Below are 15,094 nucleotides of genomic sequence, written 5' to 3'. Positions count from 1 at the left end.
GATAATCGAATTCGAGGCCCTTGCCCACTTGATTGACGACTCACCAAACGCTTGGCAAGTCGCACTTGAGCCCGCTATTCGTAGAGCGCCCCTCCGCCGATTTCCCATGTCCATCGTGTATCGCGAAGCCGTGGACGGCGTTCAGATCCTAGCAGTCGCCCATGACCGGCGACGCCCGCAATACTGGCTGGGTAGGCTCTAAAAAGCCCGTCATAACGCCACACTTTCATCACATACCTCTCTCGCAACGCGGCCTGCTTGGTGCACCACTCCGGCCATCTTCACCACGCTGCCCACGACGATCAGGCACGGCGAGGGAAGTGGCGTGGCGGCGAGCTTGTCGGGCATGTCGCCGAGCGTGCCGATCAAGGTTTGCTGCTCGGGCAGAGAGGCATTGGCGGCGAGCATGATCGGCCAGTCATCGGGCAGGCCGGCATCGCGTAGCCCTTGGCAGATCTCGATGACCTTCGAGAGCCCCATGTAGAACACCAGCGTCTCGTCGCGGCGCACCAGTGCGGACCAGTCTGGCTCGCCACTGGCGCGGCAATGCTGGGCGGTGACCAGGCGTAGCTGCTGTGCATGGGCGCGGTCGGTGAGCGGCATGCCCAGACTGGCAGCCGTGGCGGAGGCGGCGGTAATACCGGGGACGATCTCGGTGGGCAGCCCCGCCTCGGCCAGCACGGCGAGTTCTTCGCCCATACGGCCGAAGATTCCCGGATCGCCGCCCTTGAGCCGCACCACCGACTTGCCTTCGCGCGCCAGCCGTGTCAGCAAGGCGCCGATCTCGGCCTGCGGCACACTGTGATACCCACGCGCCTTGCCGACATCGTAACGCTCACGCTGGGGAGGAATCATCGCCAGGATGTCATCGCCGATCAGGCGGTCGTAGACGATGGCGTCGGCTTGCGTAAGAAGACGCCAGGCACGCAGAGTCAGCAGGTCCGCACTGCCTGCCCCTGCCCCCACCAGATAAACATGACCGGGCCGCGTGGCACGGCCCACCTCTGGTGTGTATGCGAGCGGAGCCCCGCTGCGGTCTTCCCGCGTGCCGGGCCACCAACTCGCCAGCAAGGCACTCACGCTTGCGATGGATGTATCAGGCCGTTTCCAGCGCTTCATCAGTCCCAGCATGCGCCACCTCCTCTTCGAGCAATGATTTGAGTTCGGGGATGCAGGAACCGCACTGGGTCCCGCACGCCAGGCGCGCGCCTAACGCATCGACATCGGTATCGCCACCGCGAATCGCCTCGCGGATCGACGTGGCACCGACCTGATGGCAACTGCATACCACCGGCCCCGTATCGGCCTCACCGGAGGCGCATCCCGCCAACACGCGGCGACGCTGCTCGGCATCCAGCGCGATATCGCCGAAGCGTGCATCAAGCCAGGCCAAGCCCGGCAATTCGCTGGGTGGCCCCACCATCAACCACCACACCAGGCGCCCATCGCGAAGCCCTGCGGCGCGCAGGCGCCCACTCGTCGCGTCCTCGCACCATAGCGTCGCCGCCACCCCGAACTGTTCGGCGCACCAGGTCGGCCAGTCATGCGATGACGCGCCCGCATCGCTGGCCAGTTGCCAGCGCTCGGCATGATGCAGTGGCATGCGCGCCCAATAAGCGAGCGACGCACGTTCGGACAACCCGCCACTATCGCTCGCGACCAGCAGCGTCGCTTCCTCGGCGATGGCCAACGGTGCCAACGCGACGGCGCCATGTTTGGTTTCGGGCTGTCCGGAGACAGGGTCGGTATGCGCGGCAAAGAGCGTGCCCACGCGCCCAGCATTGCTGAACTGCGCATTCCAGTGGATAGGCATGAAGGCTTCTCCCCGGCGCTGCGCCGTCGCCACGCGCGCCCGCACCCGGGCTTCGCCGTGGGCGTTGTGGAGCCGCGCCAGGGCGCCGTCCGCGACGCCGGCGGCTCTAGCATCATCGGGGTGCAGGTCGACGTAAGGCTCGGCGCGATGATTGAGCAAGCGCGGGGCACGGCCCGTCCGCGTCATGGTGTGCCATTGATCGCGTACGCGTCCGCTGTTGAGGCGCAACGGGTGCGCGGCACTCACGGCCTGGCGCGGCGCATGCGGCGTCACGGCGACCAGGCGCGCGCGTCCATCCGGCGTGGCAAAGCATCCATCCTCGAATAAGCGCGCGGTGCCACGCGGCACCTCGGCCGTCACCGGCCACTGGAGCGGCGCCAGCGCATCGTAGGCGGCGTGATCCAACTCCGCCAGGGCGGAAATATCGAACAGACGCGGCACCCCATCGGCCCGGTTGGCATAGCCGGAAAGCCGCGCGTGTTCGACGAAGATATCGCGGGGGTGGCAATACTCGAACGCTTCTTCATACCCCAGATGCTTGGCGACTTGGGTGATGATCCACCAGTCGTGACGCGCCTCACCGGGCGGCGGCAACATGCCGCGCTGGCGCGAGATTCGCCGCTCGGAGTTGGTCACGGTGCCATCCTTCTCCGCCCAGGAACTGGCCGGCAGCACGATGTCGGCATACGCCAGGGTATCGGTATCCGCCATGCATTCGGAGACGATCACCAAGGGGCATTTCGCCAAGGCGCGCTTGGCTTGGTCGGCATCCGGCAGGCTGACCACGGGGTTGGTGGCCATGATCCACAGCGCCTGAATATCACCACGCTCGATGGCCTCGAATAGCTCGACGGCCTTGAGCCCCGGCCCCTCCGGCAGATGAGGAGCATGCCAAAATTCCGTGACCAGCGCCTGGGCACCCGGGGTATGATAATCCATGTGCGCGGCGAGCTGGTTCGCCAGGCCACCCACCTCGCGCCCACCCATGGCATTGGGCTGGCCGGTGATCGAAAACGGCCCAGCACCCGGCAGGCCGAGCTTGCCGCCCGCCAGATGGCAATTGATGATGGCGTTGCACTTGTCGGTGCCGCTGGTGGACTGATTGACGCCCTGGGAATACAGCGTCACCACGTGCAATTGCGAGGCGAACCAGTAGTAGAAGGTTTCCAGCGCCTCGGCATCCAACTCGCAATCGCCGGAGATACCCGCAAGCGTCGTCGCTTCGTCACGGGCCGCCGCCAAGGCATCGTCTAGCCCTTGGGTGTGGCGTTCCAGATAGACCGCATCCAGTTTGTCCTTGTCAGCCATGAAGGCCAGCAAGCCATTGAAGAGCCGCGCGTCGCTGCCCGGCTTGAGCGGCAGATAGAGATCGGCGACCTCACAGGTATCGGTCACGCGCGGGTCGATGACCACCACGCGCAGCAACGAGTTGCGCTGCTTGGCGGTGCGCAAACGCTGAAACAGCACCGGATGATTCCACGCCAGGTTGGAGCCCACCAGCACCACCAACTCGGCCTCTTCCAGATCCTCGTAATTGCACGGTACGGCATCCGCCCCGAAGGCACGCTTATACCCCGCCACCGCCGAGGCCATGCAGAGCCGTGAATTGGTATCCAGATGCGGCGAGCCCAGAAAGCCCTTGAACAGCTTGTTGGCGGCGTAATAGTCCTCGGTCAGCAACTGTCCGGAGAGATACCCGGCAATCGCCTCACCACCGTGACGTTCGCGCACCGCTGCCAGTCGATTCGTCACCTCAGCGAGCGCATCATCCCAACTCACCTCACGCCCATCCACGCGTGGCGCGAGCAGGCGTCCGTGATCGCCCAGCGTTTCATGCAACGCCGAACCCTTCACGCACAGCCGCCCATAGTTGGCGGGGTGGTCCCGATCGCCTTCGACGCCGGTCATGACGCCGTCCTCGATGGTTGCCGTGACGCCGCAACCGACGCCGCAATAGGGGCAGGTCGTGTGATGCTGCATGCTGTCTCGCCCTCCGCCTGCAAACGCAAGAGGCCCGACCCCGCCGCAGCAGGATCAGGCCTCGTTGCCTGGTAGGACGACCGTGCAGGCCGCCCGCCAATGATGAATTGCGTCTCGCCGCCGTTGGCGTTTTCGGCGCGCCGTGGCCGAAAAGATGACGTATGCCATGCTTGCAAATACAGCGCCATCTTGGATCTAATTCCTTTTAAACAACCACTTGGGCTGGCACCTGGCTGTCCATCACGCCCCTACCCATGCCCAAAGGCACCAGCCTGGTGCAATCTGCGCACCATCCGCACAGCCAGCGCGCACGTCTCGCCATCCGCTGCCACCGACGCGGGCTACCAAAACCGCCCAAACGACTGAAAAGAAAGCCTTAGCGGACGATTGGCATGCCTCTGGCATAACTCAGGGCAAGGCGGGTCAACGTCGACCCCTTGGGCTTGAGACGCACATACGTCTCGCGCCGGCCGGAGCCGACACACGGCTCATGACAACACGATTACCTTCAGGCAAAGGCGCCTGGCATCCGATTTCCCCATCGGGTGTCAGGCGCTTTTGCGTTTCTGCAGCACATTTTCAGGGAGGCAAGGGGAAATGAGCGCAAACGACGAACATCTGGTGATCGTCGGCAACGGCATGGCCGGGCATCGCTTGCTTGAGCGCGTGCTGGCGCATCCCCATCGTCCGCGTCACATCACCATCCTCGGCGACGAACCGGAGACGGCCTATAACCGTATCCTGCTCTCGCCCTGGCTGGCCGGCGAGATGGACCGTTCGGCACTGACGCTGCGCGAGCGCGACTGGTACACAGCGCAAGGCGTGACCCTGATCGCCGGCGAGCGCGTCACCGCCATCGACCGACAGGCGCGCACCCTGACCACCGACCAACAACGCCGGCTCGGCTATGACCAGTTGGTGCTCGCCACCGGTTCACAAGCGGCGCGCCCTGGCGTGCCGGGCGACGACCTCGACGGCATCCACACCTTTCGCGATCTGCGCGACGGCGAGCGGCTGGCACGGCTGGCCGATACCGGCGGCCGCGCCGTGGTGCTTGGTGGCGGCCTGCTGGGGCTGGAAGCCGCCGAGGGTCTGCGTAAGCGCGGCATGACGGTGAGCGTCGTACATCGCGGCCCGCACCTGATGAACCGCCAGCTCGACGCCACTGCCGCTGGCATGCTCGCCGACGAACTGCGCGCACGCGGGCTCGACGTCATCACCGGCGCCCGGCTCGCCCATTACGGAGCAGGCGACGACGGCCGCCATGTAGCCAACGTGGCACTCGAAGACGGCACCACGCTGGCGACCGATGGCGTGGTCGAGGCCATCGGTATCGTCCCGCATATTGACCTAGCCAAGACCCTGGACCTTGCCACCGGGCGCGGTATCCAGGTCGACGCCTATCTGAGCACCCATGATCCACGCATCTCGGCGCTGGGCGAATGCTGCGAGTTCGAGGGCACCACCTACGGCCTGATCGAGCCCATCTGGCGCCAGGTCGAAGTACTCGCCGCACGGTTGTGCGGCGACACACCCGCGCCCTACCGCGAACTCCCCTGCGCCACCAAACTCAAGGTCAGCGGGATCTCGTTGTACGCCTTCGGCCCCATCACGCCCGCGCCCGAGCACGACGTGCTCACTTATCACGACCCGCAGCAGGGCGACTACCGCCGCCTACTGCTTCGCGATGGCCGCCTGGAAGGCGCTGTCCTCTACGGCGATACCGCCGCCGGCCCGTGGTACTTCCAATGTGCCCTGGCCGGCCAAGACCTGAGCGCCGGCCGCCAGGCGCTGCTATTCGGCGAGCACGACGCGCAACCGTTACTCGATACGCCCGACACTCTATCGGAGGAAGCCGCATGAGCATGCCCACACACCCCAACGCACCGCGCTTGATCGTGATCGGCAACGGCATGGTCGGCCATCACCTGATCGAGCAGCTCGTCGAGCTCGGTGCCCATCGCCAATACGCCATCATCGTGTTCGGCGAGGAGCGTCATCCGGCCTACGACCGCGTACACCTTTCTGAATACTTCAGCGGCCGTGATGCCCAGTCACTGGCGCTCTCGAGTACCGACTACTACGCCGAGCACGGCATCGAACTGCGCATTCACGACAGCGTGACCGCCATCGATCGCGACGCCAACGAGGTCGTCACCGAATCCGGCCGTCATTCCTATGATCGCTTGGTCCTGGCGACCGGCTCCTACCCTTTCGTGCCGCCGATCCCCGGCAACGACCGCGAGAAATGTCTGGTCTATCGCACCCTGGATGACCTCGATGCCATTCGCGAGGCCGCCGAGGACGCCACCACCGGCGTGGTCGTCGGCGGTGGCCTGCTGGGCCTGGAGGCCGCCAATGCCCTGCGCGGCCTGAACCTGGATACCGCCGTGGTCGAGTTCGCGCCCCGCTTGATGCCCATGCAGGTGGACGCCGAAGGGGGCACGTTGCTGCGCGAGAAGATCGAAGCGCTCGGCGTGCAGGTACTCACCGGCCGTGTCACGCAGCACATCGAGGCCGGCGAGACGAGCTTTCACCGCATGGTCTTCCAGGACGACAAGATGCTGGAAACCGATCTTATCGTGTTCTCCGCCGGCATCCGGCCGCGCGATCAACTGGCGCGTGACTGCGCCTTGGAAATCGGCGAACGCGGCGGCGTGGTCATCGACGACCACTGCCTGACCAGCGACCCGGCGATCCTCGCCGTCGGTGAAGTCGCTCTGTGGCAGGAAAGCATCTTCGGGCTGGTCGCGCCGGGCTACCAGATGGCGAAAGTCGCCGCCGCCACGCTGACCGAGGGCAATGCGACCTTCACCGGCGCCGACATGAGCACCAAGCTCAAGCTGCTGGGCGTGGATGTCGGCGCCATCGGCGATGCCCATGGCGATCGCACGCCCGGCGCTCGCACCTTCCGCTACCTGGACGAAATCAAGCAGGAGTACCGCAAGCTAGTGGTCTCCAGCGACGGCAAGAAGCTGCTGGGTGCCATGCTAGTGGGCGACAACGCCACCTACGACACCCTGATGCAGTACTACGCCAACGGCCTCGCGCTCCCCGAGGACCCGGCCTCGCTGATCCTGCCATCCAGCGAGGGCGCGCCGACGCTGGGGCCGGATGCCCTGCCGGACACCGCCACCCTGTGCTCGTGCCACAACGTCACCAAGGGGGACGTCTGTGCCACGCTCGACGCCGGCGCCCTGGATCTGGCCAGTGTCAAAGGCGAGACCAAGGCCAGCACCGGCTGTGGCGGCTGCGCGGCGCTGCTCAAGAGTGTCGTCGACCATGAGCTGGAGGCGCGCGGTGTAGAGGTCGACCAATCGCTGTGCGAGCACTTCGCTCACACCCGCCAAGAGCTCTATTCCATTGTCCGCGTGGAGGGCATCAAGACCTTCAGCGAACTGATCGAAAAGCACGGCACGTCATCCGGGCATGGCCTGGGCTCTTCATCAGCCCCGAAGCTCGGCTGCGATATCTGCAAGCCCGCCGTGGCCTCGATACTCGCCGCCTGCTTCAACGAGCCGATCACCGACGCCGCCCATGTGCCGTTGCAGGACACCAACGATACCTTCATGGCCAACATGCAGAAAAACGGTACCTATTCGGTCGTGCCGCGCATCCCCGGCGGCGAAGTCACACCCGAGAAACTGATCGTGCTGGGTGAAGTCGGCAAGAAGTACGGGCTCTACACCAAGATCACCGGCGGGCAGCGCGTCGACCTGTTCGGCGCCCAGCTCCATCAACTCCCCGATATCTGGGGCGAACTGATCGAGGCCGGCTTCGAGACCGGCCATGCCTACGGCAAGGCCACGCGCACGGTGAAATCCTGCGTGGGTAGCACCTGGTGCCGCTACGGCGTGCAAGACAGCGTAGGTATGGCGATCCATCTCGAGGAGCGCTACAAGGGGCTGCGCTCGCCACACAAGCTCAAGTTCGCCGTCTCAGGTTGCACTCGCGAATGCGCCGAAGCGCAGAGCAAGGACGTCGGCGTGATCGCCACCGAAAACGGCTGGAACCTCTACATCTGCGGTAACGGCGGCATGCGCCCGCGCCACGGCGAACTCTTCGCCACCGATCTCGACGACGAGCAGTTGATTCGCACCATCGACCGTTTCTTGATGTTCTACATCCGCACCGCCGACCGCCTGCAGCGCACCTCGGTGTGGCGCGAGAACCTCGAAGGTGGACTCGACTACCTCAAGGACGTCGTTCTCGACGATAGCCTCGGACTCGGTGACGAACTCGAAGCCCAGATGCAGCACATCATCGATACCTACGAATGCGAATGGGCCAACACCCTATCCGACCCGGAGAAACTCAAGCGCTTCCGCACCTTCGTCAATGATGACGGCCCCGATCCGGACATCATTGCTACCGAGGAGCGCGGCCAGCTAAGGCCCGCCTGAACGGCCGACTCAACAACCCTGGAATTGTCAAAAGTACAGGAAAGGATTTTTGTGGGAGGGAACTTGTTCCCGACGATGGCAGCTCCCAGCCAACTACATCGCGAATGAATTCGCTCCCACGACATTTCGATCGGGATCAACGAATACGGCAACTTGATGAGGTAACGACCATGAACGCGGCAACGGCAATCGATAACGACGTGACCTGGCAGACGCTGTGCTCAAAGGCCGATCTGGTGGCTCATTCCGGCGTCGCCGCCTGGCTGGCCAGCGCCGACACGCAAGTCGCGCTTTTGTACCTGCCCGGCCTGGCCCCCGAGGTCTACGCCGTGGACAACCACGACCCGTTTTCCAACGCCAACGTCATCGCACGCGGCATCGTCGGCGATATAAAAGGCGAACCCGTCATCGCCTCGCCAATCTACAAGCAGCACTTCCGCCTCTCTGATGGCGTCTGCGTCGAGGACGAAAACGTTCGCCTGCGTACTTGGGAGGTCAAGATCGAAGACGAGCAGGTGATGATCAAGACATAGCAACGGCTATCAAGTATCGACGTCGCCATGCAGGCACCGGCCTGCGACGAAGATCCGCTGGGGGTGCAGGGCGCGATCGAGCAGAGTGATATCTGCGTCGAAACCAAGCGCCAGGCGCCCCTTGTAGTCATGCAGGCCCAACACGTGTGCGACGTTAGCCGTCAGCAGCCCTAGCGCCGACTCGAGTGGCAATACCTCGTCATGCACGAGCCGTTGCCAGTCCGCGATCAACGCCGTATTGCGCGCCACCTGCATGCCCACATAGGCGCCATCGGCGTCGAACTCCGGCAGACTGCCATTGCAGTCGGAACTCAGGGTGATGCGTGTCGACGGAACGCCACGCGCCAGGAGTCGCGACACTGCATCGAAGGCGGACAGCCCTTCGCCAGCGTCTTCGAAGGCGGTGACATCAACACTCGCACCAAACGCCAGTGCGTAATCCGCCGCCTCCTCGAGCAGCTCAGGACGGCGATTCACATGGGTCGGGATGATCTGATCAGGCGGAATCTCGGTCTCTTCAAGCAACTGGCGCAGAGGCGCCAAGCCGCGCTTGCCATCGCCGAGATGGAAATGACAAATGCCTCGCTTGCCAGCCAGCATGGCGCCGACTCGCGCCTCGCTCACCAGCCGGGCGAGTTCATCCTGGCGCGGCTGGCTCGAGCGGTGATCGGAGATGGCGATTTCCCCGACGCCGATGACCTCGGGAATCCACGCCAGATCGCGCTGAATGTCACCGGTAAGCGTCGGCGGCGGCACGCGATACGCGCCCGTGTACATGTAAGCCGCTAGGCCCTCGGCCGCGAGGCCGCGCACCGAGGCCAGTAAATCGGCCGGCGAGCGGCTGATGCTGTCGGTGCCCAGCACCCCGACGACCGTGCCGATGCCCATCGACGCGATGTCATGGGCGCTGATCGGCGGGCAGCGCGTACCGCAACCGCCCTCGCCTCCGCCGCCGGTGACATGCACATGCTGATCGATAAAGGCGGGCACGGCGATCAGATCGCGCGCATCCACTTCCCGGATGGGCCAGCCACGGGGAACGTCGAGCCCCTGTCCCAGCGCCACGATTTTCCCGCCGGCCATGAGAATATCCGTCGCCTCGCATCGTTCGGGGGTAAACACCTCGCCGACACGCAGCAGGGTCATCGTATCGGCAGAGCGTAGCTGGTCCGGCCTCATGGTCGCGCCCCTTCGGCGCCATTCGGTGCCAGCGGTTCGAAACGCCGCCCGCGCAAACGCTCGGTGACGGCATCGACATCATCCACCAGCAACACCAGCAGATCGCCCTCGGCGGCCTCGTCGAGCGCCCGGTCAACCGCATCGAGTTCTTGCATGACGGTCTCGACCCGACATTCGTCCGACACCGACGCCGCGCCCGCACGCAGCAAGTCGACAGTCTCGCCCGCGGGGCGCCCGCGCGGCACGGTGTCGCAGAGAAAAACGATGTCAAGCATCTTGGCAAGCAGCGCACCCAGCGCGAACAGGTCCTCGTCACGCCGATTACCCGGAGCGCTGGCCACGCCAATGCGCCGTTGCGCCGGGATGCTGCTCACCAGCTCGCTCAAGGCCTCGAGTGCCGGCACGTTGTGACCATAGTCGATCAGCACCTTCACGCCACCGGCATCGATCAGGTTGGTGCGCCCGGGGTTCTGCCCCGGCGTCGGATGGAAGGTCTGCAAGCCCAGTTGTATATCGGCGATACTCAGCCCCAGCGCATGGGCCGCGGCACTCGCCGCCAGGGCATTGGCGATATTGAAGCGCGCGAATCCATCGAAGGTAATCGGCGCGTTCGTTACGGGAAGCACTTCGGCCACCACCTGGCCTTGCAGCATCACGATGTGGCCGTGGTGCACCGTGAAAGCGACACCATGGTCGCTCACATGCTCGCGTATGACCGGCGAGTCGGGGTCCAGCGTGAAATAGATGATGTCGCCACGCGCCCATTCGCCACTCGCCAACACGCGCGGGTCATCGGCATTGAGCACCGCGGTGCCCGACTCGCCGACTGCATCGATCACCACGCTCTTGCAACGCGCCAGTTCATCCAGGGTATGAATGTCACTCTCGCCCAGATGATCGCTGGCAATATTCAACAACACACCGACCTGGCATTCATCGAACCCCAAGCCTCGGCGCATGATGCCGCCACGCGCGACCTCGAGCACGGCATACTCGACGGTGGGCTCGCGCAGAACGGTTGCGGCGGCCTGCGGGCCGCTGTAGTCGCCGCGCATGATGACGTGATTATCGATCTCGATAGCCCCTGTGCACGCCGTGCCGACACTCCGCCCCGCTTGACGTAACAAATGCGAGATCAGGCGCACCGTCGTCGTTTTGCCATTGGTGCCGGTGACCGCCACGATGGGCACGCGGCCGTTATTCTCGCTATCCGGAAACAGCATATCGACCACATGGCCGCCGACGTCTCGGCCGGTGCCATGGGTCGGGGAAAGATGCATGCGAAAGCCCGGCCCGGCGTTGACCTCGACCACCGCAGCCGATTGCTCCTCCAAGGGGCGTGTCAGGGTCTCGGCGAGCAGATCGATGCCGATGATATCGAGACCTACCAGGCGGGCGATGCGCTCCGCCATGTAGGTCACATCGGGATGCACATCCTCGGTGACATCCGTCGCCGTGCCGCCGGTACTCAGATTCGCAGTCGGCTTGAGATAGACGATCTCATCGCTGGCGATGACGTCGTCCAGCGTCAGGTTCTGCTGGTCGAGCAGGCGATGTGTCTGTTCATCGATGTGAATCTGCGTCAGCAGGTTTTCATGGCCGATACCACGGCGCGGATCGCGATTCTCTTCGTCGATCAATGCCTGCAGCGTGCTTTGACCATCGCCTATTACATGGGCCGGACGGCGCTGCGCAGCGGCAACCAACTTGCCGTCAATGACCAGCAGGCGATGATCCTCGCCGCGCACATACTGCTCGACGATGACCGCGGTATTGTGCTTGGCGGCGATCGCGAAGGCGTTGGCCAATGCCGCATCATCGCTGATGTCCGTGCTGACGCCGCGGCCGTGGTTGCCAACCAGCGGTTTAATGGCGACCGGATAACCAATATCGTGCGCCGTCTTTAGCGCCTCATCGCAGGAATGGCATACGTGCCCGTGCGGCACGGGAATACCCGCCTCACCGAGTATCCGCTTGGTCCAATCCTTGTCATGGGCGATGCCATGCCCGATCAGATTCGTACGCCCGGTCACCGTCGCCTGGATACGTTGCTGGCGATGGCCATGTCCCAGTTGCACGTAGCTGGTTTCCTCGTCGAGGCGCTCATAAGGGATTCCCCGACGCTGCGCCGCTGCCACGATCGAGGCGGTCGAGGGACCCAGCATATGGGCGTCGCGCACGTCCTTGAGACGGGTGACAATCGCATCGATATCGCTATCTTCGCCAGCGAACAGACGCGTGACGATCTCCACCGCCTCGACCCCAGCCGCGAGTCCGCAGACTTCGTCGCGGTAGCGATAGACGACGTTATAGATGCCCGTCTCGTAGGAGTCGACCGTCTTGCCATAGCCGACCGAGAAGCCGATCAGGTTCTGCAACTCGATCGCCACATGCTCGACGACATGGCCGGCCCAAGTGCCACGCTCCAGCCGCTCCAGAAAGCCTCCAGGTCGCCCCACCGAGCAGCGGTGCTCCGCCAGGGTGGGTAAAAGTCGGGAGGCACGCTCGACGATGCCAGACACGGTGTCGCTTGGCCGCGCCTCGAGTTCCTCGATATCCAGGCGCATGAAGATCGCCGGATAACGACTGTAATAGTTCGGTCCGCGCAGCGCGCGATGCTCAAGAATCTTCATGTATTGCGCCTCCCTGCCAATACCGTTTCGAGCTCATCGGCCACCAGGTAACGTCGCGCATCGACATCGTAGCCGTGACCGCTGACCATGGCGTGCAGGATCATGTTTTCGACGGCGACGGGCTCGCCCATCTCCAGTTCCGCGATATTCGAACTCGCGAGATCCCGGCTATCGATGATGATGACATGCCCCGGCCCGATGGTTTCGAGCACACGGTTGGGATAGATAATGACGGCAGCGTCCTCACCGAGGCCGATGCCCAGTTGCTCGGGGTTGCTGGCACCGACTTCCATCAGGCGAGTGAACCGCCCCCGTTCGAGGAAATGGCTGTCGATGATCATGCCGCGCACGAACCCGAGCCCGAAGGTCATGTTCACCGCCCCCTTGCGCAAGGCATCCGACGCCGCACCGTTGTAGATCATGGTGCTGGGCATCGCCGCCGCGCCCGCGCTGGTGCCCGCTACCACGGCGCCCGCTCGCAAACGCTCGCGGATGGCACGTAACGTGGCGGAGCCTCCCAGCACGGTGGTCAGGCGCAGTTGGTCGCCCCCGGTGAAGAAGATCACCCCACTACGCTGGATCAAACGGGCATTGTCGGCATCGGCGGCTTGCTGGCGATCCTGAATATCCAGTGCATGGACATGGGTCGCGCCCAGCCGGCGAAAAGCCGCTTCGTAGCTGGGCAAAAGCTGCTCGGGAATACTGCTCGCCGTGGCGATGACGGCTACCTCGCGACTGTCCTCAGGCGCCAGCTCGAAAACACGCTTGAGAATGGCAAGTTCGGAGGTTTTGTCCTCGGCACCGCCAATGGCCACGATATGGCCGCATACGGTAGGGGGTCGTGACGTCATATTCCTCTCGCCGTCTAGCAACGCTATTAAGGAAATGCTGAACCATCACCTCTTCTACAGGTAATGTCGTATCGCGTGACAATCGAACCCGATTCTTCACTTATAACAGCCTTGCCTCATCCCCGCCAGATTAATGACACCCTTCCTGCCCGGACCATTCTTTTCCCGTAAAATGATGAGATTTTCGTTTATACTCGTTTTGGTGCAGCGCATTCGTCACAACACGCTATTCTGCAAGCATTGGCATCTTCCATTCCCAGTCTAAAAGGGTAGAACAACCAAAAGCGGTACGAACCATTGCGCTTCGGCTAAAAGGACACCAGCAGCCGAGCTTGCGCCAGGAGGCGATTATGAGCGACAAGAACGTGTTCGTTGTCGGATTGGATGCACTCAACAGGAAACGCCTGGAACATCTGCGTGGTGCAGAGCACTACCGGTTCCATGGCGTGATCGAACCCTCGGAGGTCTACGACACGGAGATCTTCCCCATCGAGGACATGCTGTCCCGGGCCGAGGCGCAGCTGAATGAATTCCAGGACCCGATCGACGCTATCGTCGGCTACATGGACTTTCCCGTGTCGACCATGCTGCCCCTGCTCTGCGAGCGTTTCGGCACGCGCTCCACCAGCCTGGAAAGCCTGCTCAAATGCGAGCACAAGTATTGGAGCCGATGCGTTCAACGCGAGGTCATTAGCGACTATATTCCGCGTTTCACAGCATTCGATCCCTTCGATGACCAGGCGCTGCATAAGATCGGCGAGCAAGGGCTTTACTTTCCATTCTTCGTCAAACCCATTAAATCCTCGGGCTCACGACTGGGATTTCGCATCGAAAGCCCTGAAGACTTCGAACAGGCCATCTCACGGCTATGCGAAGATATCGGAACGATTTCAGAACCCTTCAATTTCGTTTTGGACCACGCAAAACTGCCTGAAGAAGTGCGCTCCATCGATGGCGGCTATTGCATGGCGGAAGAGATCATCGGTGGTTGGCAATGCACGGTAGAAGGGTATGCTTTCCAAGGCGAAATCGTACCCTACGGCATCGTCGACTCGATTCGATATCCACAAGTATTGAGCTTCTTCTATTATCGATATCCGTCACGACTTCCCGATCATATTCAGGAAAAAATGCGAGAACTAACTCGTCAAATAATGAAACACATCGGCTATGACAACGCCGCCTTCAACATCGAATATTTCTGGGACGAAGTACAAGACCGTATCTGGCTATTGGAGATCAATACGCGTATCGCGCAATCGCATTGCGATCTATTCGAGAAGGTCGATGGGGTCAGTCACCAGCAGATAACGGTGGACCTGGCGCTGGGCCAGCTGCCCGACATGCCCTATCGCCAAGGAACGTTCAAGGTCGCGGCGAAATTCTTCTATCGGGTGTTTTTCGTCGACGCCACTATTACCCGCGTACCGACGGAAGAGGAAATAGATGCCTTGGAGAAAGCGTTTCCCGGTACCGTGATCGCGCTGCAGGCCGAGATCGGCACCCGGCTGTCATCCCTTCCCGAGCAGGATAGCTACAGTTTCGCCTTGGCCTATGTATGGATGGGCGCGGACGACGATACGGCACTGGAAGAAAACTACGCGCAGCTCGCCGAGCAGCTGCATTTCGAGTTTGAAGACATCGTTGGCTAGGTTTATGTAGAGCACACGAGGTCGGGACCACTGCCGAAAGGCCACTGCAT

Annotated in this window: 9 protein-coding genes; 4 read left to right on the top strand and 5 right to left on the bottom strand. The window is 62.9% G+C overall.

Features of this window, described 5'->3' with window-relative positions:
- Window positions 1-210: 210 nt before the first annotated feature.
- Entirely contained in the window at window positions 211-1,131 is a 921-nt protein-coding gene (gene cobA / locus SR908_RS13130) for a uroporphyrinogen-III C-methyltransferase (protein WP_246920600.1), read from the bottom strand.
- A complete protein-coding gene (locus SR908_RS13125) occupies window positions 1,097-3,793 on the bottom strand; it encodes a nitrate reductase (RefSeq protein ID WP_246920597.1) in 2,697 nt (898 codons plus the stop codon). Before SR908_RS13125 ends, cobA begins: the two co-directional genes overlap by 35 nt.
- Before the next feature lie 597 nt (window positions 3,794-4,390).
- Here SR908_RS13125 and SR908_RS13120 point away from each other — a divergent pair.
- The 3 genes from SR908_RS13120 to nirD all read left to right on the top strand — a co-directional run bounded on the left by SR908_RS13120 (window position 4,391) and on the right by nirD (window position 8,729).
- Window positions 4,391-5,656, top strand: coding sequence for an NAD(P)/FAD-dependent oxidoreductase (locus SR908_RS13120; RefSeq protein ID WP_097022517.1), 1,266 nt, complete (start codon window positions 4,391-4,393; stop codon window positions 5,654-5,656).
- On the top strand, window positions 5,653-8,196 hold the full coding sequence (gene nirB, locus SR908_RS13115; protein WP_246920596.1) for a nitrite reductase large subunit NirB: 2,544 nt from the start codon (window positions 5,653-5,655) through the stop codon (window positions 8,194-8,196). Before SR908_RS13120 ends, nirB begins: the two co-directional genes overlap by 4 nt.
- A gap of 170 nt (window positions 8,197-8,366) precedes the next feature.
- Window positions 8,367-8,729, top strand: a complete 363-nt coding sequence (gene nirD, locus SR908_RS13110) for a nitrite reductase small subunit NirD (protein ID WP_246920595.1) — start codon at window positions 8,367-8,369, stop codon at window positions 8,727-8,729.
- Window positions 8,730-8,738: 9 nt separating this feature from the next.
- On the opposite strand, the gene iadA is transcribed toward nirD, so the two are convergent.
- Genes iadA through SR908_RS13095 form a run of 3 tightly spaced genes read right to left on the bottom strand, consistent with a single transcriptional unit; the run spans window position 8,739 to window position 13,392 of the window.
- Complete coding sequence (iadA, locus tag SR908_RS13105) at window positions 8,739-9,908, bottom strand: beta-aspartyl-peptidase (RefSeq protein WP_246920594.1); 1,170 nt, start codon at window positions 9,906-9,908, stop codon at window positions 8,739-8,741.
- Window positions 9,905-12,541, bottom strand: coding sequence for a cyanophycin synthetase (cphA, locus tag SR908_RS13100; protein ID WP_246920593.1), 2,637 nt, complete (start codon window positions 12,539-12,541; stop codon window positions 9,905-9,907). Before cphA ends, iadA begins: the two co-directional genes overlap by 4 nt.
- Window positions 12,538-13,392, bottom strand: coding sequence for a cyanophycinase (locus SR908_RS13095; RefSeq protein WP_097022522.1), 855 nt, complete (start codon window positions 13,390-13,392; stop codon window positions 12,538-12,540). The genes cphA and SR908_RS13095 overlap by 4 nt, the downstream gene beginning before the upstream one ends.
- Before the next feature lie 350 nt (window positions 13,393-13,742).
- On the opposite strand from SR908_RS13095, the gene SR908_RS13090 reads away from it, so the two are divergent.
- Window positions 13,743-15,044, top strand: coding sequence for an ATP-grasp domain-containing protein (locus SR908_RS13090; RefSeq protein ID WP_246920592.1), 1,302 nt, complete (start codon window positions 13,743-13,745; stop codon window positions 15,042-15,044).
- The last annotated feature ends 50 nt before the right edge of the window (window positions 15,045-15,094 follow it).

This window comes from Chromohalobacter canadensis (assembly GCF_034479555.1).
Lineage (GTDB): Bacteria > Pseudomonadota > Gammaproteobacteria > Pseudomonadales > Halomonadaceae > Chromohalobacter > Chromohalobacter canadensis.
The sequence above is the reverse complement of the archived record's forward strand: the minus strand, read 5'-3'. Positions and strand labels throughout refer to the sequence as shown.

Bases quoted from the DNA above. Each gene is read 5' to 3' on its own strand.
- cobA (WP_246920600.1), bottom strand. From the start codon at position 1,131: ATGCTGGGACTGATGAAGCGCTGGAAACGGCCTGATACATCCATCGCA.
- SR908_RS13125 (WP_246920597.1), bottom strand. From the start codon at position 3,793: ATGCAGCATCACACGACCTGCCCCTATTGCGGCGTCGGTTGCGGCGTC.
- SR908_RS13120 (WP_097022517.1), top strand. From the start codon at position 4,391: ATGAGCGCAAACGACGAACATCTGGTGATCGTCGGCAACGGCATGGCC.
- nirB (WP_246920596.1), top strand. From the start codon at position 5,653: ATGAGCATGCCCACACACCCCAACGCACCGCGCTTGATCGTGATCGGC.
- nirD (WP_246920595.1), top strand. From the start codon at position 8,367: ATGAACGCGGCAACGGCAATCGATAACGACGTGACCTGGCAGACGCTG.
- iadA (WP_246920594.1), bottom strand. From the start codon at position 9,908: ATGAGGCCGGACCAGCTACGCTCTGCCGATACGATGACCCTGCTGCGT.
- cphA (WP_246920593.1), bottom strand. From the start codon at position 12,541: ATGAAGATTCTTGAGCATCGCGCGCTGCGCGGACCGAACTATTACAGT.
- SR908_RS13095 (WP_097022522.1), bottom strand. From the start codon at position 13,392: ATGACGTCACGACCCCCTACCGTATGCGGCCATATCGTGGCCATTGGC.
- SR908_RS13090 (WP_246920592.1), top strand. From the start codon at position 13,743: ATGAGCGACAAGAACGTGTTCGTTGTCGGATTGGATGCACTCAACAGG.